This is a genomic window from Sphingopyxis sp. Soil_C_28, assembly GCF_057657055.1.
In genome coordinates, this window is the sequence record NZ_JBDGJE010000004.1 from 400,847 (window position 1) to 426,373 (window position 25,527).

Below are 25,527 nucleotides of genomic sequence, written 5' to 3' on the forward strand. Positions count from 1 at the left end.
GGCGGCCATGTCGTCCGATGGCAAGCGACTGTCGTTCGTCGAGGCGGATTTGCGGAGAGGCGGTACGCGGCTATGCAAGGCACAGGTAATTGAACAACGGGGAATATCGAACCATGCGCATGAAAAGCCTGCTCCTTTCCGCTTGCCTGTCGCTCACCCTCGCACCTGCGGCGGTCGCGCAGAATATCGCGGGATCTGGCGTCGCGCCCGCAACCGCCGCGAACAGCACTGAGCGGGCGATCGGATTTGCGGCCAACGCCCCGGCGGGTGCCGCGCTCGTCATTGTGATGACCGATGCCAATTTACCGCCGCTCGAAGGTATCGCACTGAGCGCCGCCGAGCATCAGGCCGTGACCGCGGCCATCGCGGCGGCCAGCTTCGATGGCAAGGTCGGCGCGACGCTGTCGCTGCGCGGAATCGGCGCGCATCCGCGAATCTTGCTGGTCGGCGCGGGCGACACCCCCTCGTCGCTCGCGCTCGCCGAAGCGGGCGGCAAGGCAGCGCAGGACCTGAAAAGCGAAGCCCAGCCAGTGACGATCGGCGGCGCGTTCGGCGACACCTCGGCCGCCGATGTCGCTTATGGCTTCGCGCTCGGCCAGTACCGGTTCGACCGCTACAAGACGGTCGACAAAAAGGCCCCGCCGACGGGCGCGGTGACGCTCGTCAGCGCGAACGCCTCCGCGGCGGAAGCCGCCTTCACTACACGTTGGAAGCCGCTGGCCGAAGGCGTGCGCCTGTCGCGCGACCTTGCCAACGAGCCTGCGAACGTCATCTATCCTGAGAGCTTCGTCGCGCGCGTGCGCGATGCCTTTGCCGGCATCCCGGGCGTCAGCATCGAGGTGCTCGACGAGGCCGCGATGCGCAAGCTCGGCATGGGCACGCTCGTCGGCGTCGGCCAGGGCAGCCCGCGCGGTTCGCGGTTGCTCGCGGTGCGCTATCGCGGCGCGGACGCTCCCGCCGCGCCGATCGCCTTTATCGGAAAGGGCATCACCTTCGATTCGGGCGGCATCTCGCTGAAACCCGGCGCAGGCATGTGGGATATGAAGGGCGACATGTCGGGCGCCGCCTCGGTGGTCGGTACCGCGCTATCGCTCGCCAAATCGAAGGCGCCGGTCCACATCGTCGCAGTCGCAGCGCTTGCCGAGAATATGCCCGACGGCAACGCCCAGCGCCCCGGCGACGTCACCCGCACCATGTCGGGCAAGACGATCGAGATGCTCAATTCTGACGCCGAAGGCCGCCTCGTACTCGCCGACGCCAATGAATATATCGCGCAGACGTACAAGCCGCGCGCGATCGTCAATATCGCGACGCTCACCGGGGCGATCGTTAGCGCGCTCGACGACCAATATGCGGGGCTGTTCGCGCGCGACGAAAAGCTCGCCGCCGCCCTGATTGCCGCCGGAACCGCGAGCGGCGAGGAACTGTGGCGGATGCCGCTGCACAAGAACTACGCCGAAAAGCTCAAGTCCGACATCGCCGACATTCGTAACATCGCACCGAGCCAGGGGCCGGGCGCGAGCCTCGGCGCGCATGTCATCGGCTTCTTCGTCGACGAGGCGACGCCTTGGGCCCATCTCGACATTGCCGGGGTCAATCAGGCCGACAAGGCGACGTCGCTCGTTCCCAAGGGAATGAGCGGCTTTGGCGTGCGGTTGCTCGACCAATTGGCCCGGTCCGGCGACTAGGCTTTGCGGAACCTCGGAAGGCCCCTTGTGTTGCACAATGGCAACACTATCTTGCTCGGTGAGAAAGGGGCTTTCTGAATGAACCTCGAGAAATTTACCGACCGCGCCAAGGGCTTCCTGCAGGCGGCGCAAACAATCGCGATCCGCATGAACCATCAGCGGATCAGCCCCGAGCATGTCGCCAAGGCGCTGCTCGAAGATAATGAAGGCATGGCCGCTGGCCTGATCGCAAAGAGCGGCGGCGACGCCCCGCGCGCGGTTGCCGGTATTGACGCTTTGCTCGCCAAGGTTCCTGCCGTGTCGGGATCGGGCGCGCAGGCGACGCCGGGTCTCGACAATGACGCCGTGCGCCTGCTCGATCAGGCGGAACAAGTGGCGACCAAGGCCGGTGACGGTTATGTCACCGTCGAACGCCTCCTGCTCGCGATGGTCCTTTCGACCACGACACCCGTCGGCAAGGCGTTCGCCGATGCCGGGGTCAAGGCCGACGCACTCAACACCGCGATCAACGATCTGCGTGGCGGACGTACCGCCGATACCGCCAGCTCCGAAGACCGCTACGAAGCGCTCAAGAAATTCGCCCGCGACCTCACCGAGGTTGCGCGCGAGGGTAAGCTCGATCCGGTGATCGGCCGCGACGAAGAAATCCGCCGCACCATCCAGATCCTCGCGCGCCGGACCAAGAACAACCCCGTGCTGATCGGCGAACCCGGTGTCGGCAAGACCGCGATCGCCGAAGGCCTCGCGTTGCGCATTGTCAATGGCGACGTCCCCGACAGCCTGAAAGATCGCCGTCTTCTGTCGCTCGACATGGGTTCGCTGATCGCGGGCGCCAAATATCGCGGCGAGTTCGAAGAGCGCCTCAAGGGCGTGCTCGACGATGTGAAGGCTGCCGAGGGCGAGATCATCCTGTTCATCGACGAGATGCATACACTTGTCGGGGCGGGGAAAGGCGAAGGCGCGATGGACGCCTCGAACCTGCTCAAGCCCGCGCTCGCGCGCGGCGAACTCCATTGCATCGGCGCAACTACGCTCGACGAATATCGCAAGCATGTCGAGAAGGATCCCGCACTCCAGCGGCGTTTCCAGCCGGTGTTCGTCGGCGAACCGACGGTCGAGGATTCGATCTCGATCCTGCGCGGACTCAAGGAAAAATATGAGCTCCACCACGGGGTGCGCATCACCGATGCGGCGATCGTAGCCGCCGCCACTTTGTCGAACCGCTACATCTCCGACCGCTTCCTGCCCGACAAGGCGATCGACCTGATGGACGAGGCCGCGAGCCGCATCCGCATGGAGGTCGAATCGAAGCCCGAGGAAATCGAGACGCTCGACCGCCGCATCATCCAGATGAAGATCGAGGAATCGGCGCTGTCGAAGGAAACCGACGCAGCCTCGAAGGACCGGCTCGCCACCTTGCAGGCAGAACTTGCCAATCTTGAACAACAGTCGGCGGGCCTCACCCAGAAATGGAAGGCGGAGAAGGACAAGATCCACGCCGAGGCGAAGATCAAGGAAGAGCTCGACGCCGCACGCTCGGCGCTCGATCAGGCGCAGCGCGCCGGCGATCTCGCGAAGGCGGGTGAGCTCAGCTACGGCACCATCCCCGGCCTCGAAAAGCAGCTTGCCGACGCCGAAGCCGCAGCGGGCAATGCGATGCTGCGCGAGGAAGTCACCGCCGACGATATCGCCGCGGTGGTCAGCAAATGGACCGGTATCCCCGTCGACCGGATGATGGAAGGCGAGCGCGAGAAATTGCTCGGCATGGAAGGCACGCTGGCGCAGCGCGTGATCGGGCAGGACGAAGCCGTCCGCGCCGTCTCGACCGCGGTCCGCCGCGCGCGCGCCGGGTTGCAGGATCCGAACCGCCCGCTCGGCAGCTTCCTTTTCCTCGGCCCCACGGGCGTCGGCAAGACCGAGCTTACCAAGGCGCTTGCGCGGTTCCTGTTCGACGACGACAATGCGATGGTCCGCATCGACATGTCCGAATTCATGGAAAAGCACAGCGTCGCGCGGCTCGTCGGCGCGCCGCCGGGCTATGTCGGTTATGAAGAGGGCGGCACGCTCACCGAAGCGGTGCGGCGGCGCCCCTATCAGGTCGTGCTGTTCGACGAGGTCGAGAAAGCACATCCCGACGTCTTCAACATCCTGCTCCAGGTGCTCGACGACGGACGCCTGACCGATGGGCAGGGCCGCACGGTCGATTTCACCAATACGCTGATCATCCTGACATCGAACCTAGGCAGTCAGGCGATCGCCGCGCTTCCCGACGACGCGCCGGTCGAACAGGCCGAGCCCGCGGTGATGGAGGTTGTGCGCGCGCATTTCCGGCCCGAGTTCCTCAACCGGCTCGACGAGATCGTGCTCTTCAACCGGCTTGCGCAACAGCATATGGGCGGCATCGTAGATATCCAGGTCGCGCGGGTGCAGAAATTGCTGAACGACCGCAAGGTGACGCTCGACCTCACCGACGCCGCGCGGGCATGGCTCGGCCGCGTCGGTTACGACCCGGTCTATGGTGCAAGGCCGCTGAAGCGCGCGGTGCAGAAATATCTCCAGGATCCGCTCGCCGACCTGATCCTGAAGGGCGAGGTCAAGGACGGATCGACGATCAAGGTCGACGAGGGTGACGGCGCCTTAAAGCTTGCTTCGGCGTAAAATATAAAGGGCGGCAGAAATGCCGCCCTTTGATTCATCCACGCTGGCGTATCAGCAAGTGCCTGTCGCGCGGCAGTCGCCCGCCTTGCTCGACATCGCATCCATCGTGTCGCGCGAATCCTGATTGCCCTGCACCCACAGTTGTTTCCACTGCTCGTTCGTATGACAAACGCGCGCCTTCTTTACGAGCGACCCGAGCTCCTCAATCTTGCGGCATTTAACATAATAGGGATGCGTCATCGGCAACCCCTGATTGTGCACCTTGATCTCGGCACTGGTCATCGTCGAAGGTGGACGATCAGGCGGAGCGCGGTCCGCGGCAGAATCCGGCGCGTGCGTCGACAACGCGACGACCATCGTCATGGTCAACAGTGCCAGCATCGTTCAGCCTCGTCTATTTCGGTGCGTTATACCCACCTTGTAACACATCGTCCTTCGGCTCGACCGAATTGCTGAAGCCGCGCTCGATCCACGCCATCGAATCGCGCGCATCCTGATTGCCCTTGTCCGAATATTGCCGCCATTCGGTGTTGGTTTTGCAGACGCGCAGTTTTTTTACGAGCGACCCCGGCACGTCCATGCGGCGGCAGCGAATATAATCGGCATCGGTCGCTCCCCGGCCCTCATTATGGACGTCGATCTCCGCACCCGTCATCGTGGACGGCATCTGGAAGGGCGGGTTTTCAGGTTCATTGGCGGCGGCGGCGGCGGCCACCGACAGGGCCGCTAGAAGCATCAAGCTGGTGATTTTGCGCATCAGACTCCCCTTAAGGATCAACTGGTCGAGACTAGTTGGAATTGCCCGCTGCACTGACGAACGCTTCGGTCGTGTCGCGTGCATTCTGGCTGCTGTTCGCGATCACTTCTTTCCACTTTTGATTGGTGTAGCAGGTGCGGACTTTCTTCACGAGCGAACCGATCTCGAGCATTTTTCGGCACTTGATATAATAGGGGTGGGTCTGGGCGAGCCCCACATTATACGCCTTGATCTCGGTCGGCGTCATTGCCGAGGGCGGCTTGGAGGGCGGCGCGCGATCCGATCCCTCGGCGGCGAGGGCGGCCGGTGCAGCAAGCAGGGCGACCGCGACAAATGCAGGCATAATCCGGTTCATGAAAAGTCCTCCTGCCACGAGCTTCGCCCGCAGCCTCATGTGCCGCATCATATTTGGCAAAAGGCCTTTCGCAAAGCTGAATTTCGACCCGGGGCAGATAAGGGTCGACCGGCAAATATTAACGTGGAACGGCATAACCCGACGCGTCTGCCGACGCAAAATAGCGCAGCAGAAGTTCGCGCTCGGCAGCTCGCAAATGCGGATTCCACACGTCGAAGATCAGCACGGCGCGCAATTCGTCACTCTCGTTCCACGCCTCATGCTCAATTGTATCATCGAAAACGAACGCCCGGCCTTCCTCCCATTCCCGGGTTTCACCGCCGACGCGAAAGCCGCAACCCGGCGGCACTATCAGCGGCAGATGGACGATCGCCCGCGTGTTCGTGACGCCGGTGTGCGGCGGAATACGCGTATGCGGCTTCAGCATCGAGAAAAAGGCGCTTGGCGCCCGGCCGGGGATACGCGCGCCGGGGATCGCCGCAAGCGCGGTGGCGGTGACGGGGCAGCGATCGAGCACAGGCTGGTTAGGCTCGCCATATTCCCACAGGAAGCAGGCGCCCCAGTCGAGCCGGTTGTCGAGTCCCGACCAGATCGAAACGGGCGTTCCGGCGTCCATCCGGACATAGGGCCGCAACGCATCGCCGGGATCATCGAGCAGCGCCTGCAATTCGGCGCGGATCGAGCCCGCCCTTGCCTCAATGTCAGCGAGCCACGGGAAATGATCGCGATCGAAAAACTCGTCGGCGGGCAGGAAGGGGTAATAGATGCCCGCACATTCGTTCTGATAGATGCGCCGCCGGCCGAGCGCACTTGCGATAAAGGCCTCGCCACGCCGCGCTTCGGTTTCCGACAGGTCGCCGCGCATCTTGCCGAGCGCATCGGATGCCGCGACGAACATCGTGTCGGTCGCCCCCGCAACGAACCCCCTTCCATGCGCCAGAAGCTGCTCGAGCGGCGGCGGCACAGGATGCAGCTGGTCGCCTAGAGCGATCGCCGCGCTCCACGCCGCAAGCGCCATGCCCTTTTCGCCCCGCGCCTCATGCCGCTCGCCCTTGCGTATCCACGCCATCAAATCGCGGCGGTCGACCGCCAGCGCGGCGTCGAGTGCCGCAAGCTCCCGGGCATCGTCGCCGGCGGCGCGCCATGCCGAAGCGAGGTTTCGCTGCAACGCACCCGATTGCGGATCGCCTGCGATTGCGGCGGTGAAATATTCTATCGCTGCCGCGGCGTCGCCGGCTTGCAAGGCAGCAATGCCGAGCCGGTTGGCCTCTACGGCGGAAGCGGGCGGAGGTGCGCTGGTCATGGCCATGCTTGCCATCGGCGGGGGCAATCGGCAAGGTCGATTGATGACCACCGCGCCCTCTGTCACCGCCATTATCGACGACACCGAATGGCTCGCGCACCGATATGATCCGGGCCATGACGCCTTTCATTTTCGGCGTGTCACTCGGGATGCACGAGCGCGCGTACCGTTTCTGACCGATCTGCACCTGGGCGAGGAGAATGCGCCTGTCGTACTGCGGCGCACCGAATGCCGCACCGCGGTGTCCGGCGCGCAGTTACCGGTACATTTTCTTTTTCATTCAGCCTATTGCGCATCGACAATGCTCGCGCAGGCGCTCGACCAACGCGGCGTCGCAGCCAGCCTCTCCGAGCCGGTTTTGCTGAACGACATGGTCGGCTGGCGTCGGCGCGGCGCCGATCCCCGCGATCATGCCCGGGCACTGGACGACGCGCTCGCGATGCTGGGACGCGGCTTCACGCCGGACGAGGCGGTGGTGGTCAAGCCATCGAACATCTTCAATCCGCTCGCGCGGGGCGCGCTGATGCTGCGGCCACAGGCCCGCGCGATCCTGCTTCATGCGCCGCTGCGTGCCTTCCTGCTCTCCGTGGCCCGCAAGGGCATGTGGTGCCGGCTATGGTGCCGTGAGTTGCTCGAAGGCTATCTTACCGACGGGTTCGTCGAGCTCGGGTTCGAGACGCGCGACTATTTCCGCCAGTCAGACCTCCAGATTGCGGCGGTCGGCTGGCTCGCGCAGCAGCAGGCCTTCGGCGCGCTGCTCGACTGGGCGCCCGATCGGACAGCATCGCTCGACAGCGAAACGCTGACCGGCGATCCGGTCGGCGCGGTCGGCGCGGCGATGGCTCATCTGGGCCTGACCGGCGACCGCGACGCCATCGCGAGCCACCCGGCGCTGGGGCGGAACAGCAAATCGGGGGCGCCCTTTGCCGCCGGCGAACGACAGCGCGATCTCGACACCGCCGCCGCCGCCTATGGCGAGGAAATCGATCAGGTGGTGGGTTGGGCCGAGGCGGTCGCCCGTCAGGCCGGCATCCCGCTGGTCCTGCCGCGACGACTGCTCGTCCGCTAACAGCCTATTCAAACGTCCCCGGCCTTTCGGGCCTCTGGCTGAAGTCTATCCTGCGCCTGTAAGGCAGGCGAAAGGCGGGGGCGACGACCATCAAGGATCACGGCATGCCGATTTTCCGCGACCTATAGAAAAAGGGGCGGACATTGCTGTCCGCCCCCAATTTCTGACGAAGCGTGAAGGACTAGAACTTCAGCTTTGCCGACACCGCATAACGGCGACCCAGCGCGTCGTAGGACGACGGGAAGGTGTTGCCGCTGTTGTAGGTGGTCGAACCGATCGTGTTGCCGACGATCGGCGGCTTCTTGTCGAGCAGGTTCTGCACCGTCGCCGTGAAGGTCAGGTTGTCGCTGACGTTAAAGCGCGCGGTCATGTCGAAATAATGGGCCGACTTGATCTTGCGGAACTTCGGATCGACGACACAACCGTTCGGGTCGGTACCCGTCGGGTCCGGGCAACCCGTGGTCGGGCTGGTGCCGGCGTCGATCGCAGCATCGATATCGTCCTGCAGCTGCTGCGGTTCGAACGACACGCTGTCCTGCCAGCGCCACAACAGCGACAGATCGACCTTTTCAAAGCCGAGCGTGAAGCGGTTCGAGAACTGGTATTCCGGCTGGATCGAACCCGTGAACGAGCAGTTCACGCTGTAGTAGCCAACACATTCGCGGTCGACCGAGCTCGCCAGGTTCACGTCCGACTTGAACTTCGACGAATGCGTCCAGTTACCGACGAACGACCAGTCGAGGCTCGCGAAGCCCAGATCCATGTTGTAGTTCATCAGCAAGTCGATGCCGTCGGTGAACAGGCGACCATTGTTGTTGGTCTGGCCGAACAGGCCCGGCGTGGTTGCCGGATCGCCGTCAAGACCGCCCGTGGTCGGGTTACGACGGATAATCGTACAGGCCGGATCAGCCGCGCTGGCGGCGGTAACGGTACCGAAGCAGCTCGAAATGATGTCACCCGGCAACGGAGCACCGATCACGTTCTTGATCTTGATGTTGTAGTAATCGATCGACAGGTTGAAGCGCGGCAGGAAGTCGGGCTGGAACACCGCACCGATGGTGTAGCTGTTCGCCTTTTCCGGTTGCAGGTTCAGGCTACCGCCCGCGTTGATGTTGGCCTGGGCCGCAGTCGGGTTGGTGATCGAACCGATCGTTCCGGCCGGAGCGCCCTGTGCGATACAGATGGCGCGCAGGTTGGCGTTGGTCGTCGGAGCGGCACCGGCGCAGGGGTCGATACCCAGGTTGGTCAGGCCGACCGACAGCGGCGTGAACAATTCGCCGATGTTCGGGGCGCGAACCGCGCGGCTGTAGTTACCACGGATCTTGACGCCCGCACCCGGTTCCCAGCTACCGCCGGCTTTCCAGGTCCAGGTATCATAACCCGCACCACCCGCGATGCTGTAATCCGAATAACGGATACCAGCTTCAAGGGTCAGGCTTTCGAAGAAGGGCTTGTCTTCGATCAGCGGTGCAACGACTTCGGCATAGGCTTCGTACACGTCATACTTGCCGTCGATGTCGGGAGCCGCGCCGCCGGCGCCACCGAGTTCACCGGGGGTCTTGGCGAGCAGATCCGATGCCTGCTGGGCGGTATATTTGCGATATTCGGCACCCAGCGCGAAGCCGATCGGCTGAACAGCACCCGGCGAAGTGAAGCCGAGGTCACCCGAGATGATCGCGCGAACCTGCGACAGCGCCGTACGGTTGGTCGTCGAGCTGTTTTCCTGAAGGAAACCAGCCGCTGCCGGCGTGATCGAGCCTTCGGGGCCGAACAGGTTGATCGGCACACAGCCGTTCGACGTGTCCTGGCAAACCGGATTGGCGAGCGTGCCGTTGACCAGCGAACCCTGACGGAAACGCGACTGGAGCGTGTAACCCTTGATCGTCTGGATATTTTCCGATTCGCCGTACGAACCTTCGATGTTCCAGTCGATCGTGTCGGTGATGCCGCCACGGGCGCCGACGCGATAGTCGAAGAAGGTCGTCTGATAGTCGCTGATACGCGGACCGACTTCCGGGGTACGACGGTTCAACGTGACCGTGACTTCGCGATAGGCGGTGTTGGCCGTGCCATCGGCATTTGTGCGGCCGGGCGCCAAAGCGGCGGCGTCACAAGTCGGTTGGTCGAAGCGCGGCGTGTAGGTGCCGTTGACCGTCGACGTGTTGAATGCGCAGAACTGATTGCGCAGCGCCGCGGGCAGGAACGGGTTGTTCAGGTTGATCGTGACATTGCCGCCGAACGAACCCGACGGGGCGATGATCGTCGAGACCTTGTTCTTCGAGAACATGCCGCGCGCATAGACTTCGATCGCGTCCGACACTTCGTAGTTCGCCTGGCCATAGATGTTATAGCGCTCGAACGGGGTCTGGAAGATGTTGAACGGGTTGAAGTTGTAGGTGGCGAAGGTGCCGACGGCCTGGCCGGCAGCGTTGACCTGACGCACGCCGCCGTTGCCGGTGCCGGTCGGATCGGGGGTCCGGTTGATCGTTCCATCGGGATTCAGCGGGCGAGTGCCCGAGAACCGCGACGGAACAGAAGTGCCCGAGCCGATGAAGGTGTCCGAATAGCTGTCGAGGGTGTTATCCGAGAACGGACGCGCGCCCTGATAAACCGCGTCGGCCGACTGGTAACCGATGCTCAGCACGGCGTTACCGCGGCCATCGTCGAAGTTTGCACCGATGGTGGCATCGACGCGGAAGACGTTGCCGTCGCCCTGTTCGGTGATCTGCTCCGAAGCCGTGACTTCCAGACCAGCGAAATCGCGCTTGGTGATGAAGTTCACCACGCCGGTGATGGCGTCGGCACCATAGGTGGTCACGGCGGCGCCGGTCAGCGCGTCGACGCGCTCGATCAGGGCCAGCGGGATGTTGTTAAGGTCGACGCGGCCGTTGACGTCCGACGGAGCGACGCGGTTGCCGTTCAGGAGGACGATGTTACGCGTCGAGCCGAGGCCACGAAGATCGACGTACGAGCCGCCGGTGTTGCCGTTGTTGACGGCCGAACCCATGTTCGGGACGATACCGGGCAGTTCGCGCAGAACTTCTTCCGCGGTGTTCGACTGCTTCAGCTCGATCGTGTCCGAGGTCGTGACGTTGACCGGGGTCGACTGTTCGAGGTTCGGGTTGCGGATCAGCGTACCGGTGACGACGATTTCCGACGTTGCAGTGGCCTCTTCGGCTGCGTCCTGCGCAAAGGCAGGAGCCGAAACCAGGGCGACGCTCAGTACGAGCGGCGCAGCGCCTAGCTTCAGCTTGGAATATTGAGTTTTCTTCACAGTGCAGTCCCTTGCTACTGGTGGATTGGCTACCCGGACCCCCGACGCGCCGGCACGAAGCCGGCACGCAAACGCCCCGATAGCGTGCGGGATGACCTTTCGTTCATGGCGAGTAAAGGGAATTCCCGGCGCAAACCGCCGTTTCAAACGGCATTGTGACGTATTTGCAACAAACGCGGGAAACGGCGAAATACAATATGCTGCAGCGCGTCATTCGCGACATATTGTTTCAATGGTTACGAATTGCCCGCATACCAGGCGTCGGTTCAACTGCCGACCGCGCCCGCAAGCTTGCCGGGATCGAGGCGCGCGTCGCGCCATTTCAGACCCCAGTGCATATGCGGCCCGGTCGCGCGTCCGGTGCGGCCCACCGTCCCGAGCGGCTGCCCCTGCACCACGCGATCGCCAACCTTCACGTCCAGCCTTTGGCAATGAAGGAACGCACTGCTGAGTCCCATGCCATGGTCGACGATCAGCAGATTGCCTTCGAGTGTGAAGGGCGTCGTCGCCGCAAGCACGACTACCCCGTCGGCCGGTGCCACGAAGGGCGTTCCCGCCGGGACCGCAACATCTGTGCCGCTATGATAGGTGCCGGGCTTGCCCTGATAGACGCGCTGCGACCCGAAGAAGCCCGACAGGCGCCCGGTCACCGGCCAGCGGAATTTCTGGCGCCAGCCGTCGGAGGAGACCTCCATGTCCCGCGCCGCCGCGATCTGCGCGAGCTCGGCCGGCCGCCGCCGTTCGAAATCGGCGTCGCTCGCCGCACCGCCGCGATAGGGCGCATTGATATGTTCGAGCCGCCAGCTACCCGCAGCAACGGCAATGACGCGCACAATTTCGCGGCCATCGGCGAGCGTCGCGACAAGGCGCGCATTTGGACCGGCATCGCGATCAAACGCAATCAGGAAGCGGCCATCGGCAGCGACCGGAATCGTCTGCCCGTCGAGAATCAGCAAATGCGTGTCGCTGGGCGCCTGCCCGACCAGCACCGCGCCCTGTTCGGGAACTCCGGCCAGAATGAAGTCGCTGCGCAAAGGCGTGCGCGGCGGGGCGGGCGAAGGCGCGGGCAGCGGCTGCGCGGCCGGTGGCGGTACAGGTTTGGCTTCGGTATCGACCGGGGGCACGCAACCGGCGGCGACGATCAACAGTGTCAGCGCCGCACCATGCCGCGGCCAGTCCTTACCTAACCTCATGCGCCGCGCGCGTGGTCCTGTTCGGCCTGCACCGATATCGTAGCGGAGGCGTAAGGTTCCTGCCGTGCGACCGACCAATAACGTAACTCATCGAGCCCGATCGGCGCGCCGGTCACCGCGCACAGTACATGATCGCCAGGCTCGAGGACCCGAAAGCCATTCGGTCCGTACTGAAGGCGGGCAAGGCGGTTGCGGCTGGCGATCAACATGATTCTCTATCCATTCGGCGACAAGTCAGGCCAAGACTATAACAGTATCGCGCCGCGCGGCCACCCCGCCGGTGTCAGAAAAGCTCGCCCTGCCCCCGTTTGGGCGCCGCTGGCGATGCCTTGCGGACCAGTCGCGGCGACGGCGCAGGCAGTCCATCGCCGCCATCCACCTGTACCGGCACCTCGCCGTCGGCGAACTGGAGCTTCAGACGCCCCGCGTACTGCGCCTTGGCGGCTGTCGTGACGATCGACCCGCCCGCATCCCGGACCATCGCATAGCCCTTCGACAGCAGCGCGCGCGGATCGAGACTGTCGAGCAAGCGCCCAAGCCCTTCGAGCAAGGCACGGTCGCGATCCCAGCGCCGCGCAAGCAACGCGGGTCGCAGCGCGCCTGATCGCGTCGCGAGCCGCTCGGCGACCACCGTCAGCCGGTGGCGCTGACTGCGGTCGAGCCGGTCGCCCGCATCGTCGAGCCGCTGACGCTGCGGCGCATAAAGGGCTTCGCGCTTCGGCAGGTGGCGTGCCAGCGCGGTCAGCCTTTCGCTCGCGAGCGATTGGTGACGGTGCGCGGCACCGATAGTCCGCCCACCCCAGGTCGCGAGCTGCGCCTGCAGCTCGGCGCGCACCGGGACCGCCATCTCGGCCGCCGCGGTCGGCGTCGGCGCGCGCACGTCGGCGGCATAGTCGGCCAGCGTCACGTCGGTCTCGTGCCCCACGGCGCTGATCGTCGGGATGCGGCAATCGGCGAGCGCGCGAACGACGACCTCCTCGTTGAACGCCCATAGATCCTCGATCGACCCGCCGCCACGCGCCACAATGACCAGATCGGGACGCGGCACCGGCCCGCCGGGCGCAATCGCGTCGAAGCCGCGGATCGCATTCGCAACCTGCGCCGCAGCGCCGTCGCCCTGCACCAGCACCGGCCAGACGATGACATGTGTCGGACAGCGGTCGGCAAGCCGGTGGAGAATATCGCGGATCACCGCGCCGGTGGGCGAGGTCACCACCCCGATCGTGCGCGGCAGATAGGGCAGGCGTTCATATTTGCGCTCGCGGTCGAACAGCCCCTCGGCGCCCAAACGCGCCTTGAGCTTCTCGAACAGCAGCATCAGCGCACCCTCGCCCGCGACTTCGAGCGTATCGACGACGAGCTGATATTTGGAGCGCCCCGGATAGGTGGTGAGCTTGCCGGTCGCGATCACCTCGATCCCGTCCTCGGGCCGGAAGGCCAGCCGCCCGGCCTGCCCCTTCCACATCACCATATCGATCAGCGCATTGTCGTCTTTCAGCGCGGCATAGAAATGCCCCGACGCCGCGCGTTTGGTGCCCGACAATTCGCCCCGCACGCGCACGCGCGCGAAGCCGTCCTCGACGGTGCGTTTGATCGCCGCCGACAATTGGCTGACCGACAGTGCGGGTGCATTGTCGCCGGGCGCCGCCTCGGCTAACAGCCGCGCGGCGGTGTCATCTTCGGACGCCGGGTCGGGAAAAGGGACAGACATGAATATCCTGCTGGTCGGATCGGGGGGCCGCGAACATGCGCTCAGCTGGCAGTTGGCACAATCGCCAAGCTGCGCCAAGCTCTATGCCGCACCGGGCAATCCCGGGATCGAGGCGCACGCCGAATGTGTGGCCGTTGCCGCCGACGATCTCGACGGGCTGATCGCGTTCGTAAAGGCGCACGCCATCGATTTCGTCGTTGTCGGCCCCGAGGCGCCGCTCGTCGCGGGGCTCGCCGACCGTCTGCGCGCGCTGGGAATCGCGACCTTCGGCCCCGGCGCGGCTGCGGCGCGCCTCGAAGGATCGAAAGGCTTCACCAAGGATCTCTGCGCGCGCGCTGGCATCCCGACCGCGGCCTATGTCCGTTGCACCAGCGCCGACGAGGCGCTCGCGGTGCTCGAAGGCTTTTCGATTCCCGTCGTCATCAAGGCTGACGGGCTCGCGGCGGGCAAGGGTGTCATCATCGCCGAGACCGCGGCCGAAGCGGCCGCCGCGATCGACGACATGTTCGACGGTGCGTTCGGCGGCGCCGGTGCCGAAGTCGTCATCGAAGAATTTATGACCGGTGAGGAAGCGAGTTTTTTCGCACTTTCCGACGGCACCGACGTCATCGCGTTCGGCAGCGCGCAGGATCACAAGCGCGTCGGCGACGGCGACGTCGGGCCGAATACCGGCGGCATGGGCGCCTACAGCCCCGCGCCGGTGCTCACCGCCGATCTCGAAGCGCAGGTAATGGATCGCATCGTCCGCCCGACCGTGGCGACGCTTGCCGCCGAAGGCACCCCCTATGTCGGCGTGTTGTTCGCCGGCCTGATGCTCACCGACGCGGGACCGAAGCTGATCGAATATAATGCGCGCTTCGGCGACCCCGAATGCCAGGTGTTGATGATGCGCTATGCGGGCGACCTCGCCGCGCTGCTCCACGCGGCGTCAACCGGCGAACTCGCGGGCGCCACACCGCCCGCCTTCGCCAGCGATTATGCGCTGACGGTCGTGATGGCGGCCAACGGCTACCCCGCCACGCCCCAAAAAGGCGGCGCGATCCACGGCATTGCCGACGCCGAAGCCGGCGGCGTCAGGGTCTTTCACGCCGGAACGGCACGGAGCGACGGCCAGATCGTCGCTGCGGGTGGCCGCGTGCTCAACGTCACCGCAACGGGACGCACCGTGACCGAAGCGCAGGCACGCGCCTATGCCGCGGTCGACAAGCTTGATTTCGCGGCGGGCTTCTGCCGCCGCGACATTGGCTGGCGCGAAGTCGCACGCGAAGCGGAGTGAATTTTCGCCGGGGGAAATTCATGGTGGCCCGTTCGTTAAGGTAGACCCGGCAAACAAGCCCGCATAGGCTTGCCGAAAATCACAAGCGGAGAAGATCATGATTTGGCTTCAGGAAAACTGGATTATCGCGGTCGTCGGCCTCGTCGTTGCCGTCGTGCTGCTCTGGTGGCTGTTCGGCCGCTCGAAACCCGAAGAGATCGCTCCGACCGTTGTCGAACCGGCGAAGCCCGCGAAACCGCTCGAACCGGTAAAGCCCGAAATCATTGCCGCCGAACCCGCGCGCTTCAAACCGATCGAGCCGAAGCCGCAGCCCGTCGCGCCGCCGCCGGCGCCCGAACCGGTTGCCAAGGTCGCTCCGCCTGCACCCGCTCCAGCGCCTGCGCCAACCGCCAAGCCCGCACCCATCGCTAAAGCCGCGCCGCCGGCGCCCAAATCGGCCGCGAAGCCGAAAGCCGCCGCAAAGCCTGCCGCGAAGAAAGTCACGGCCAGGGAACCGGTGGCGAAACCGGCGGAGCCCGCCGCAAAAGCGGCCGCCAAGCCGGCAACAAAGGCGGCGACCAAGCCCGCAGCCCAAAAGGCCGCTAAACCGGCGCCCGCAAAGGCGGCCGCGGCCATTCCCGCAGAGCCGGCGGTTCCGCCGCCACCCGCCGCCAAGCCCGCCCCAGCAGCGCGCAAAACCGGGGCCGACAATCTGCAGCTGCTGAAGGGCGTCGGGCCCAAACTCGTCGTGCTGCTGAATGGGCTTGGCGTTACGGGCTTCCAGCAGATCGCCGACTGGACCGACGCCGACATCGCGCGGATCGATGCGCAACTCGGCACCTTCCAGGGCCGCATCGCGCGCGACAATATCGTCGACCAGGCGGGCTATCTCGCGCGCGGCGACAAGGCCGGGTTCGAAACGAAATATGGCGCGCTCGGCGGCGAGCTCTAGCGTCAACTGACGACCAATTGCGGACATAGGATCCTCCCTGTGGCGAAGCCATGGGGAGGTGGCAGCGCGAAGCGCTGACGGAGGGGCGATGGAGCCGACGTTGCTGCCCCTCCACCATCCGCTTCGCGGACGGTCCCCCTCCCCATCGCTGCGCGACAGGGAGGATGAAAAGGTCCGCTTCCCACCCCAAAACCGACGTTCGAATAACCCTTTCCTACATTATCGGGCTATGCTCCATACTGGCGGATGCAACAGAACACCGCACCTGCCCCACTCCTCGCCGGCTCCTGCCTCGCCTTCACACCGGTCGAACAGCAACGTCACCGCGCCGACGGATGGACGCCCGAAACGCAAGCCAGTTTCATCCGCGCGCTCGAAGCGATGGGCTCGGTCGGCAAGGCGGTGCGTGCTGTCGGGATGGGCCGCGCCTCCGCCTATCGCCTCCGCGAACGGCCCGAGGCGACAAGCTTTGCCGCAGCGTGGGATCGCGCGATTTCGATGGGGCGCACCCATCAATATAGCATCGCGATGGACCGGGCGCTCAACGGCGTCACCATCGTCCGCGTCCTGAAGGGCGGCGCGATTGACGTCAGTGGCGGCCCGGACATGGCGGTCGTCCACGCTGCGCTACGTGACGAAGCCGTGCCACCACATCTCCTTAAAGCGACAAAGGAGACAGAATGACGGCGTACGTCCGTATCTTTTGTCGCCTTAAGGCCGTAATCGGCGCGGCGTCACTCGACGTCTTCATCCTTCGGCTTGCGCACCTCGGTGACCAGCAGCTTGTCGATCTTGCGCCCATCCATATCGACGATCTCGAAGCGCCAGCCCTTGTCGGTGAAACGCTCGCCTTCCTTGGGCAGATGCTTGAGGATCGCGAGCGCATGACCCGCGGCGGTCGCGTAATCGCGATCGTCGCCAAGCTCGATACCCAGCCGTTCGGCCATCTGGTCGGCGGGCATCGACCCCGCGATCAGCAGGCTGCCGTCCTCGCGCTCGACGACAAAGGGCTCGCTGCCGATATCCTGATCCGACGCGAATTCGCCGGCGATCGCAGCGAGCAGGTCGGCGGGGGTCACCAGCCCTTCGAAATGGCCATATTCGTCGTGGACGAACAGCATCGGCACGTCGGCGACGCGCAAGGCTTCGAGTGCGTCCATCGCGTCGATCTGGTCGTGGATGACTTTGGCCGAGCGGGTCAGCCGCTCGATGTCGAGCGTCTCGCCGCGGAACAGCGCCGCTGCGATGTCGCGCGCCTGAACGACGCCGACGATATCATCGACCGAACCGCGTGCGACGGGAATACGGGTATGCGGAGTTTCGAGCAGCTTCGCGCGCACCGTATCGGCGTCCGACGCGATATCGATCCAGTCGACGTCGATACGCGGCGTCATCACTTCGCGCACCGGCCGGTCGGCAAGCCGCACGACGCCCGAAATGATCGCGCGTTCGCTCTCCTCAATCACGCCCGACTTCGACGCCTCGGCGACGATCAGGTGCAGTTCCTCTGCCGTGACCCGGTCTTCCGATTCGCGGTTGAGACCCAGGATTCGAAAGACGAGACCCGAGCTGGCGTCGAGCAACCAGACCAGCGGCGCGCCGATTTTCGACAACCACAGCATCGGAAGCGCCATGAAAATGGCGATCGGTTCCGGCGCGCGCAGCGCAAACTGTTTGGGCACCAGCTCACCCGCGATCAGCGAGAAATAAGTGGTCACCGCAATAACGAGCGCAAAACCCGCAGCCAGCGCATTTTCGTCGTCAAGGCCGAACACCGACTGCAACCGCTCACCGACCGGGCCCCCGAGGCTCGCGCCCGAATAAGCACCCGCAAGGATACCGATCAGCGTGATGCCGACCTGAACCGTCGACAGGAAGCGCCCCGGATCGGCCGTGAGCTGACGCGCGACTGCTGCGCCGCGGCTGCCCCGCTTTTCGGCGGCCTGCAGGCGCGGCCCGCGCGCCGAAACAATCGCGAGTTCGGACATGGCGAAGACGCCGTTTAACAGGATCAGGACGGCGATGATCGCCACGTCGGACCAGGGAAAGGGGGTCATCGGATGGTTGGCGGGCGCACGGGCGCCATACCCCTGTAACGTTCGGTCATCAGGCTCCTATAAGACAAAATCGCCGCGTTGCACAATGGCACCTTAACGCGCGGCTCAGTCACGGTTCAGCCGGATTCTGGAACCAGATCGCCAGCCATATGTTATCGGCATGGACGACGGTGTCTGCAGGACCAGCTGCGACCGTCGAATAAGGGAGCGACACAATGAATATCGGAACGATCAAGCTGACTACCCTCGCCGCCATCGGCGCCATCACCCTCACGGGCTGTGTGACCGACCCCGAAACCGGACAGAAGCGGATTTCCAACGCCGCGATCGGCGGCATCGGCGGTGCGCTCGGCGGTTATCTGCTCGGCGACCTCATCGGCGGCCGCAACAGCCGGACCGAGGAAATCGTCGGCGCGGGGATCGGCGCCGTCGCCGGCGCAGGCGCTGGCTATTATATGGATCAGCAGGAAAAGAAGCTGCGCGAACGCACCGCGGGCACCGGCATCGACGTCGAGCGACAGGGCGACCAGCTCGTGCTCAACATGCCCGGCGACGTGACCTTCGATTACAATAGTGCCATGGTGAAATCGCAGTTCCGCAGCGCGCTCGACAGCGTCGCTTCGACGCTCGCCGAATATCCCAGCACCTATATCGACGTGTACGGCCACACCGATTCGACCGGCAGCGACAGCTATAACCAGGGGCTGTCCGAACGCCGCGCCGCATCGGTTGCCGACTATCTCGGTGGCCGCGGCATCCAGCGCGCGCGCATGGCGACGCTGGGCTACGGCGAATCGCAACTGAAATGCTCGCCCGAACGCAGCGAAGCCGATTATCAATGCAATCGCCGCGTCGAAATCCGCATCGCGCCGGTCACCCAGGCCGACGTCAACGCGGCGCGCTAAACCAGTTCCATTCCCATGGAAAAGAGGGGCGTCGCCAAAAAGCGGCGCCCCTTTCTACGAGAGGGAAGGGAAACTTGCCTTCAGCCCGTCGATGACGAACTGCGCCGCTAGCGCCGCGAGCAACACCCCGAGCAGACGGGTAATCACCGCCTCGCCCTTGTTGCCGATCAGCCGCATCAACGGCCCGGCCGAAAGCAGCGCCGCCAGCGTCAGCAGCAGCACCAGCAACAGCGCGCCAAAAATCACGAACGCGCGATCGAGCCCGTTGTTCTGCGACACGAGCAGCATCACCGACGCGATCGACCCCGGTCCGGCAAGCATCGGCATCGCCATCGGAAAAACCGACACATCTTCGATTTCAGGGGTCGCCATCACCTTCTCGGCGCGCTGCTCACGCCGCTCGGTGCGCTTCTCGAACACCATGTCGATCGCGATGATGAACAACATGATCCCGCCTGCGATGCGGAAACTGTCGAGGTCGATGTGCAGGAAGCCAAGCAGTGCCTCACCGAACATCGCGAAAAAGACGAGAATCAGCCCCGCGATCATAGTGGCGCGGATCGCCATCGAACGGCGTTGCTGTGCACTCGCGCCGGTCGTCAGACTGGCATAGATCGGCGCGCAGCCCGGCGGGTCGATCACGACGAACAGCGTGACAAAGGCTGAGATGAAAAGGTCGATCATGGCTGCTTCGGCGCCGCGACCTGATCGTCGATGACCGTCGCCATCGCCTTGCCATCCCACAGGCGGATCGTCACGCGGCGCGATTTGTCGGCGCGGACGGTCGACGTCCAGCTCAGCGTCTGATCGGGGGACAGGCCGACCGCCATATCCTCGCCCTCGCCGCCCGCTTCGATCGGCACAGCGGGCCGCGAACCGCAGACCGCCTGCTTCGATGCGATGAATTCGGGCGCTTCGCGCGGTTTGGTCAGGCCATCGCCATGATCGAGGATCCAGCCCATCTTCCCGCTCCGGGGGTCGCGCAGCCAGACCGTGGTGAAAAAGCCGTTCCCCTGCCGTGTCTGCCATGCGCCGGTGGTCGCGCCGCTATTGCCGTCACAACTGACATATACGGCATGCGGCTGCCACTTCACTGCCTCGGCTGGGTCCTTCTGCGACTTCAGCCAGTCGCGTGCCTTTACGCGCTGCGGCACAAACATCACGGCTTCGGGCGCAGAAGTTTCACGAAAAGCCGTCCACTGCCCCTTGTCCTGTGCCAGCCGGGCAAAGCCGATCTCGGCCGCGATGAAGGCACTGGGGTTTGGCCCGAGCGGCCGGTTGCGAATGTCGTCGGGATCGCCGGCACAGCCCGAAAGCAGCGACAGGGCAAGCGCAGGGATCAGCAGATGACGCATCAAAAACCCTCCGGATCGGCAAGGCCGGCGCGGCGGTGCGCCGCGACAAGCGTATTGCGCAGCAGGCACGCGATGGTCATCGGGCCGACGCCGCCGGGAACCGGGGTGATCGCATCGGCAACTGCGGCCACGCTGTTATAATCGACGTCGCCGACTAGCCGTCCCTTTGCCGCGCCGTCGACGGGCGGGAGTCGGTTAATGCCGACATCGATCACGATTGCGCCGGGCTTGATCCAGTCGCCCTTCACCATTTCGGCGCGGCCGACCGCGGCGACGACGATGTCGGCGCGGCGCACCAGGTCGGGCAAATCCTTGGTGCGGCTGTGCGCCATGGTCACGGTGCAGTTCGCGCCGAGCAGCAATTGCCCCATCGGCTTGCCGACGAGGATCGATCGGCCAACGACGATCGCGTCCTTGCCCGACAGATCGCCAAGCCGATCCTGGAGCAACAACAGACAGCCATAGGGCGTGCACGGCACCATACCCGCGATGCCGAGCGCGAGGCGGCCGGCGCTGACCGGCGTCAGCCCGTCGACGTCCTTGTCGGGATCGATCGTAGCCACCGCGGCCTGTTCGTCGAGATGGCCGGGAAGCGGCAATTGCAGCAGGATGCCGTCGACCGCTTCGTCGGCGTTGAGCCGCGCCAACAGCGCCTCGACCTCTTCCTGCGTCGCGCTTGCGGGCAGACGATACTCAAAGCTTTCCATGCCGGCGGCGGTCGTTGCCTTGCCCTTCGACCCGACATAGACCGCGCTCGCCGGATCGTCGCCGACCAGCACGACCGCAAGGCCGGGCGCCCGCGAGGTCGCAGCTTTAAAAGCCGGTACTGCATCGGCAATCCGCGCCCGCAGGTCGGCGGCGAAAGCCTTGCCGTCGATCACCTGCGCAGCGGTCATCAGGCCATTCCGTTGGCGTAGGCGAGTTGCGCGAGATAGTTCAGCACCGGTCCGTCGAGAATGATAATGAGGATGAGAACGAGCATGGGCGTCAGGTCGAGCCCGCCGAAATCGGGCATGATGCGGCGAAACGGCCGGTAAAGCGGCTCGGTGATCCGGTCGAGCACGGTCCATAGCTGGCCGACGAACTGGTTGTGCGTGTTGATGACGTTAAACGCGATCAGCCACGACATCACCGCCTGCGCGATGATGAACCACCACAGAACCGTCAGGAGGATGTGGACGATCTGGAGGAGCATGAGAAGCAAAGCGATTTCTCCGAAAAAGGGTCTTGCCGCGTCTCTTAGCGGTGAATGAGCGTCCCCGCACCCCTCGCGGTGAAAATTTCCAGCAGCATCGCGTGCGGAATCCGTCCGTCGAGAATGACCGCGGCCTCGACCCCCGCATCGACCGCGGCGACGCAGGTTTCGACCTTCGGAATCATGCCCCCCGTAATCGTCCCGTCGGCTTTCAGCGTATCGATCGCCGGGCGGTCGAGATCGGTGAGCAGCGCACCCGATTTGTCGAGCACACCCGCAACGTCGGTCAGCAGGAAAAAGCGTTTCGCGCCCAACGCGCCGGCGATCGCGCCCGCCATCGTGTCGGCGTTGATGTTATACGTCGCGCCATCGGCGCCGAGCGCGACGGGGGCGACGATGGGGATATAATTATCCTTCGTCAGATTGACGAGAATCGTCGCGTCGACCGCAACCGGTTCGCCGACGAAGCCCAGATCGACATGCCGCTCGATCCCCGAATTGGGATCGGGCTCGGTCCGGCTGACCTTTTCGGCAAGCACCAGGTTTGCGTCCTTGCCCGAAATGCCCACCGCCCGGCCGCCGAGCCCAGCTATCCAGCTGACGATTTCCTTGTTGATCTTGCCCGCCAGCACCATCTCTGCGACCTCGGCAGTGGCGGCGTCGGTGACGCGCAGCCCGCCGACGAAGGTCGATTCGATGCCGAGTTGCTTCAGCATCGCGCCAATCTGTGGCCCGCCGCCGTGGACGACCACCGGGTTGATGCCAACGGCCTTGAGCAGCACGACATCCTCGGCAAAGTCGCGCTGCGCCTCGGGGTCGCCCATCGCATGGCCACCATATTTGATCACGAACGTCTGGCCGGCATAGCGCTGCAGATAGGGCAGCGCTTCGACGAGCGTTTCCGCCTTGGCGAGCAGATCGGGCATTTTGGAAGGATCGGTCATCGACGTCATCCCGTCGGCAGTTCGGCGTTGGCGTCCATCTTCCGGCCGATCGCGACCACCGCCATTACCAGCAGGGGCACCATCACCGCCGACAGGACAATCTTGGCGATCATCTGGCCGACCATCAGATCGGCGATCGGGCGAACGCCATAAAAGCTGACGGTGATGAAGATCAAAGTATCCACAATCTGGCTCAGCGCCGCCGCGATGAAGCCGCGCAGTGGCAGCAACCGGCCGTTGTTCGCGGTCATCCGCGCAAAAATCCAGACGTTGAGGCTGACCGACACGCCATAGGCCAATATGCCCGCCGCCATCATCCGCCAGCCCTGCCCGACGATGATTGGAAAGGCTTCCTTGGCCGGCCCGTACATTCCCTCGTCGGTCGGCAGCTGCAGCACGAACACGGTCAGAATGATCGCGAGAATGAGCGGAATGAAACCGAACCGAACCAGCTTGTCGGCGATGGCGCGGCCGTGCAGTTCGGCGATGCCGCTGGAGATCGCGATCAGCGTCAGAAAGGGGAAAATCCCCGCCTCGACCGCCAGCGGGCCGAGCGCGACCTGTTTCGCACCAAGGAAACCGCCGAGCGGAACCATGCCGCCGTAGAGGATTGCGAACAGCAGCAGCGAGGGCGCGATCAGGCGCGAAGAGCTATTTTCCATCGAGGCCGCTTAATCGCTTTTGCGGCGGGTGGAAAGGTGCCGCATCGGCACAGACTTGCCCCATCGCCAAAGCCCGCTAGACAGGCCCATTAAACTTGCGGGGGACGCACGAGAATATGGAACGCCTTATCGGTTTGATCGGCATTGTCGCGTTGCTTGCGATTGCCGTGCTTTTTTCGTCGAACCGCCGCTGGATTCGCCCGCGCATCGTCATTCCCGCCTTCCTGCTCCAGGCGGGATTCGCAGTGCTCGTCATAGGGACGCCATGGGGTCGTGCGGTGATTCAGGCGATGTCGAACGGCGTGTCGAACCTGCTGAGCTATGCCGACGAGGGAACCAAATTCCTGTTCGGCGAGGTGCTGACGCAGGCGCCCTATGGCAAGGCGGTCTTTGCAATCGGCGCTTTGCCCGTGATCATCTTTTTCGCCTCGCTGATCTCGGTGCTCTATTATCTCGGCGTCATGCAGCTGATCATCAAATGGGTCGGCGGTGCAATCCAGAAGGTCACCGGCATCACCAAGGTCGAAAGTCTCGGCGCCGCGGCGAACATCTTTGTCGGCCAGTCCGAATCGCCGCTCGTCATCCGGCCCTATCTCGCCGGATTGACCCAGCCCCAGCTGTTCACCGTGATGACGGTCGGCATGGCAGGCGTCGCAGGCACGATCCTCGGCGCCTATGCCGGGATGATCGGCCCGCACCTCCTCCCCTATCTGCTCGCCGCGAGCTTCATGTCGGCGCCTGGCGGCATCCTGATGGCCAAGATCATGATGCCCGACGACCCGAAAGACATCGGGATCGAACCCGTCGTGATGCCCGAGGCGAGCCATGACGAGGAAAAGCCCGCCAACCTGATCATGGCGGCCGCGCAAGGCGCGCAGACCGGCGTCAAGCTCGCCGTCGCGGTCGGCGCGATGGTGATGGCGTTCGTCGCGCTCGTCGCGCTCGCCAACGGGCTGCTCGCCGGCATCGGCGGCTGGTTCGGCATCGACGGCCTGTCGTTCCAGGCGATCATCGGAACGATCTTCCGCCCGGTGATGTGGTTGATGGGCGTGCCGTGGGAGGAAAGCGCGGTGGTCGGCGGGTTGTTCGGTAGCAAAGTCGTGCTCAACGAGTTCGTGGCGTTCATCGATCTGGGCAAGGTACAGGGCAATATGTCCGCCGCGTCGGTCGCGATTGCGACCTTTGCGCTTTGCGGCTTCGCCAATTTCAGCTCGATCGCGATCCAGATGGCGGTAACCGGCGGATTGGCGCCGAACCAGCGTCCGATGATTGCGAAGCTCGGTCTGAAGGCGCTGCTCGCGGGCAGCCTGTCGAACCTGATGTCGGCGGCGCTCGCCGGACTGATGCTGGGCGTTGCGCCGCCCCTCGCGGCTCCACCGCCACAGCCCGTCACGCCGGTAGCGGCGGTTCCCGTCGCGAAAGCTCCCCCGGCAGCTCCGGCGACGGAGGCGCGCTGACCGCCCGGCCGCATGCCGGACCCTTGTGAGAATTTGCAAGCCGCCCGCGAATGACGTAAAGTTGGGAATATAACAAATTCCCCGGGTCGCGTCGCCAACAGGGAGGTTGCCATGAAGACCGCTTATCGTTTGTCGATCCTTGCCGCCGCTGCGGCATCGATAGGGGCGGGTTTCCTCGCCACCTCCCACGCCCAAACCGTTGAAACCGAGCGATACCGGCCCGACCGCCCACCCGAGGCCACCATCTATCGCGACGCCGGCTATCGTGGCCCGGCGGTGTTCATCGGCGAGGAAAAGCCGAACCTCGGCCTTGCTTGGCCGGTCAATTCGATCCGCGTTCCGAACGGGCGCTGGGAACTTTGCGAAAAGACGCGCTATCGCGGCAATTGCCGGACGGTCGATCGCGACACCCCGATGCTGAACAATGTCCTGCGCGGCTTGACGATCCAGTCGATCCGTCCGGTCGGTGGCGGTGGCGGTGGCTGGAACCCGAACCCGCCCGCCAATGATCAGGTCGCGCGCGGAAATTTTGCTGAATTCCACACCCAGCCGGCAGAGCGCAACTATCGTGTGCTGGCTTGCGCCCGCGGTTCGGCAACCGCCAGCTGCGCTGCGCAGACCGCCGACACCTGGTGCCGTTCGATCGGCTGGAACGGGTCGGCGCGCGAGCATATGGAAACGATCAGTGGGCGGGTTTACCTCGCCGACGTGCTGTGCGTGCGGTCAGGCTATTGAGC

General features: G+C 64.5%; 24 protein-coding genes. 9 read left to right on the plus strand and 15 right to left on the minus strand.

Annotated features, from left to right (window positions below; all coding sequences use genetic code 11):
- Positions 1-119: 119 nt before the first annotated feature.
- Together AC3A43_RS19205 and clpB are read left to right on the plus strand one after the other, a co-directional pair.
- The gene (locus tag AC3A43_RS19205) at positions 120-1,688 is read left to right on the plus strand and encodes a leucyl aminopeptidase (protein ID WP_487794166.1); all 1,569 of its coding nucleotides are present in this window, start codon (positions 120-122) and stop codon (positions 1,686-1,688) included.
- Positions 1,689-1,766: 78 nt separating this feature from the next.
- Positions 1,767-4,346, plus strand: a complete 2,580-nt coding sequence (gene clpB / locus AC3A43_RS19210; protein ID WP_487794167.1) for an ATP-dependent chaperone ClpB — start codon at positions 1,767-1,769, stop codon at positions 4,344-4,346.
- 51 nt (positions 4,347-4,397) lie between these two features.
- Here clpB and AC3A43_RS19215 read toward each other — a convergent pair whose 3' ends face one another.
- From AC3A43_RS19215 to AC3A43_RS19230, 4 genes are all read right to left on the minus strand, one after another.
- Positions 4,398-4,727, minus strand: coding sequence for a hypothetical protein (locus AC3A43_RS19215; protein WP_487794168.1), 330 nt, complete (start codon positions 4,725-4,727; stop codon positions 4,398-4,400).
- A gap of 13 nt (positions 4,728-4,740) precedes the next feature.
- Positions 4,741-5,103 carry a hypothetical protein gene (locus AC3A43_RS19220; protein ID WP_487794169.1) on the minus strand — a complete coding sequence of 121 codons (363 nt, stop codon included), beginning with the start codon at positions 5,101-5,103 and terminating at the stop codon, positions 4,741-4,743.
- Between the two features lie 31 nt (positions 5,104-5,134).
- Positions 5,135-5,458, minus strand: a complete 324-nt coding sequence (locus AC3A43_RS19225; protein WP_487794170.1) for a hypothetical protein — start codon at positions 5,456-5,458, stop codon at positions 5,135-5,137.
- A gap of 118 nt (positions 5,459-5,576) precedes the next feature.
- Entirely contained in the window at positions 5,577-6,761 is a 1,185-nt protein-coding gene (locus AC3A43_RS19230; protein WP_487794171.1) for an aspartyl/asparaginyl beta-hydroxylase domain-containing protein, read from the minus strand.
- On the opposite strand from AC3A43_RS19230, the gene AC3A43_RS19235 reads away from it, so the two are divergent.
- Positions 6,760-7,830: a hypothetical protein gene (locus tag AC3A43_RS19235; protein ID WP_487794172.1), complete on the plus strand. Its 1,071-nt coding sequence runs from the start codon at positions 6,760-6,762 to the stop codon at positions 7,828-7,830. The two genes, AC3A43_RS19230 and AC3A43_RS19235, sit on opposite strands and share 2 nt — an antisense overlap.
- Positions 7,831-8,011: 181 nt before the next feature.
- On the opposite strand, the gene AC3A43_RS19240 is transcribed toward AC3A43_RS19235, so the two are convergent.
- From AC3A43_RS19240 to xseA, 4 genes are all read right to left on the minus strand, one after another.
- The gene (locus AC3A43_RS19240; RefSeq protein ID WP_487794173.1) at positions 8,012-11,104 is read right to left on the minus strand and encodes a TonB-dependent receptor domain-containing protein; all 3,093 of its coding nucleotides are present in this window, start codon (positions 11,102-11,104) and stop codon (positions 8,012-8,014) included.
- Between the two features lie 266 nt (positions 11,105-11,370).
- Positions 11,371-12,297, minus strand: a complete 927-nt coding sequence (locus tag AC3A43_RS19245) for a M23 family metallopeptidase (RefSeq protein WP_487794174.1) — start codon at positions 12,295-12,297, stop codon at positions 11,371-11,373.
- A complete protein-coding gene (locus AC3A43_RS19250) occupies positions 12,294-12,506 on the minus strand; it encodes a DUF2093 domain-containing protein (protein WP_487794175.1) in 213 nt (70 codons plus the stop codon). Before AC3A43_RS19250 ends, AC3A43_RS19245 begins: the two co-directional genes overlap by 4 nt.
- A 74-nt stretch (positions 12,507-12,580) precedes the next feature.
- Positions 12,581-14,008 carry an exodeoxyribonuclease VII large subunit gene (gene xseA / locus AC3A43_RS19255; protein WP_487794176.1) on the minus strand — a complete coding sequence of 476 codons (1,428 nt, stop codon included), beginning with the start codon at positions 14,006-14,008 and terminating at the stop codon, positions 12,581-12,583.
- On the opposite strand from xseA, the gene purD reads away from it, so the two are divergent.
- The 3 genes from purD (at position 14,007) to AC3A43_RS19270 (ending at position 16,899) form a co-directional block, all read left to right on the plus strand.
- Positions 14,007-15,284, plus strand: a complete 1,278-nt coding sequence (gene purD / locus AC3A43_RS19260) for a phosphoribosylamine--glycine ligase (protein ID WP_487794177.1) — start codon at positions 14,007-14,009, stop codon at positions 15,282-15,284. The genes xseA and purD overlap by 2 nt on opposite strands.
- A gap of 97 nt (positions 15,285-15,381) precedes the next feature.
- Positions 15,382-16,215, plus strand: coding sequence for a hypothetical protein (locus AC3A43_RS19265; protein WP_487794178.1), 834 nt, complete (start codon positions 15,382-15,384; stop codon positions 16,213-16,215).
- Between the two features lie 246 nt (positions 16,216-16,461).
- Positions 16,462-16,899 (plus strand): hypothetical protein, encoded by a 438-nt coding sequence (locus AC3A43_RS19270; RefSeq protein WP_487794179.1) that lies wholly within the window; start codon positions 16,462-16,464, stop codon positions 16,897-16,899.
- A 50-nt stretch (positions 16,900-16,949) separates the two neighbouring features.
- On the opposite strand, the gene AC3A43_RS19275 is transcribed toward AC3A43_RS19270, so the two are convergent.
- Entirely contained in the window at positions 16,950-18,272 is a 1,323-nt protein-coding gene (locus AC3A43_RS19275; RefSeq protein WP_487794180.1) for a hemolysin family protein, read from the minus strand.
- Between the two features lie 215 nt (positions 18,273-18,487).
- Here AC3A43_RS19275 and AC3A43_RS19280 point away from each other — a divergent pair, with 215 nt between their 5' ends.
- Positions 18,488-19,177 carry a YiaD family glycine zipper/OmpA-like lipoprotein gene (locus AC3A43_RS19280; protein WP_487794181.1) on the plus strand — a complete coding sequence of 230 codons (690 nt, stop codon included), beginning with the start codon at positions 18,488-18,490 and terminating at the stop codon, positions 19,175-19,177.
- A 54-nt stretch (positions 19,178-19,231) separates the two neighbouring features.
- Here AC3A43_RS19280 and AC3A43_RS19285 read toward each other — a convergent pair whose 3' ends face one another.
- From AC3A43_RS19285 to AC3A43_RS19310, 6 genes are read right to left on the minus strand one after another with little or no spacing between them, the layout of a single operon-like run.
- The gene (locus AC3A43_RS19285; RefSeq protein WP_487794182.1) at positions 19,232-19,861 is read right to left on the minus strand and encodes a MarC family protein; all 630 of its coding nucleotides are present in this window, start codon (positions 19,859-19,861) and stop codon (positions 19,232-19,234) included.
- Positions 19,858-20,532 carry a hypothetical protein gene (locus tag AC3A43_RS19290; protein WP_487794183.1) on the minus strand — a complete coding sequence of 225 codons (675 nt, stop codon included), beginning with the start codon at positions 20,530-20,532 and terminating at the stop codon, positions 19,858-19,860. Before AC3A43_RS19290 ends, AC3A43_RS19285 begins: the two co-directional genes overlap by 4 nt.
- Entirely contained in the window at positions 20,532-21,428 is an 897-nt protein-coding gene (folD, locus tag AC3A43_RS19295) for a bifunctional methylenetetrahydrofolate dehydrogenase/methenyltetrahydrofolate cyclohydrolase FolD (protein ID WP_487794184.1), read from the minus strand. Before folD ends, AC3A43_RS19290 begins: the two co-directional genes overlap by 1 nt.
- Positions 21,428-21,727, minus strand: a complete 300-nt coding sequence (locus AC3A43_RS19300; protein WP_487794300.1) for a YggT family protein — start codon at positions 21,725-21,727, stop codon at positions 21,428-21,430. Before AC3A43_RS19300 ends, folD begins: the two co-directional genes overlap by 1 nt.
- A 44-nt stretch (positions 21,728-21,771) precedes the next feature.
- Entirely contained in the window at positions 21,772-22,680 is a 909-nt protein-coding gene (argB, locus tag AC3A43_RS19305; protein ID WP_487794185.1) for an acetylglutamate kinase, read from the minus strand.
- Complete coding sequence (locus tag AC3A43_RS19310; protein ID WP_487794186.1) at positions 22,677-23,333, minus strand: queuosine precursor transporter; 657 nt, start codon at positions 23,331-23,333, stop codon at positions 22,677-22,679. Before AC3A43_RS19310 ends, argB begins: the two co-directional genes overlap by 4 nt.
- Before the next feature lie 116 nt (positions 23,334-23,449).
- Between AC3A43_RS19310 and AC3A43_RS19315 the strand changes: the two genes are divergently transcribed.
- Positions 23,450-24,790 (plus strand): NupC/NupG family nucleoside CNT transporter, encoded by a 1,341-nt coding sequence (locus AC3A43_RS19315; protein WP_487794187.1) that lies wholly within the window; start codon positions 23,450-23,452, stop codon positions 24,788-24,790.
- 111 nt (positions 24,791-24,901) lie between these two features.
- Positions 24,902-25,525: a beta/gamma crystallin-related protein gene (locus tag AC3A43_RS19320; RefSeq protein ID WP_487794188.1), complete on the plus strand. Its 624-nt coding sequence runs from the start codon at positions 24,902-24,904 to the stop codon at positions 25,523-25,525.
- Positions 25,526-25,527 lie beyond the last annotated feature (2 nt).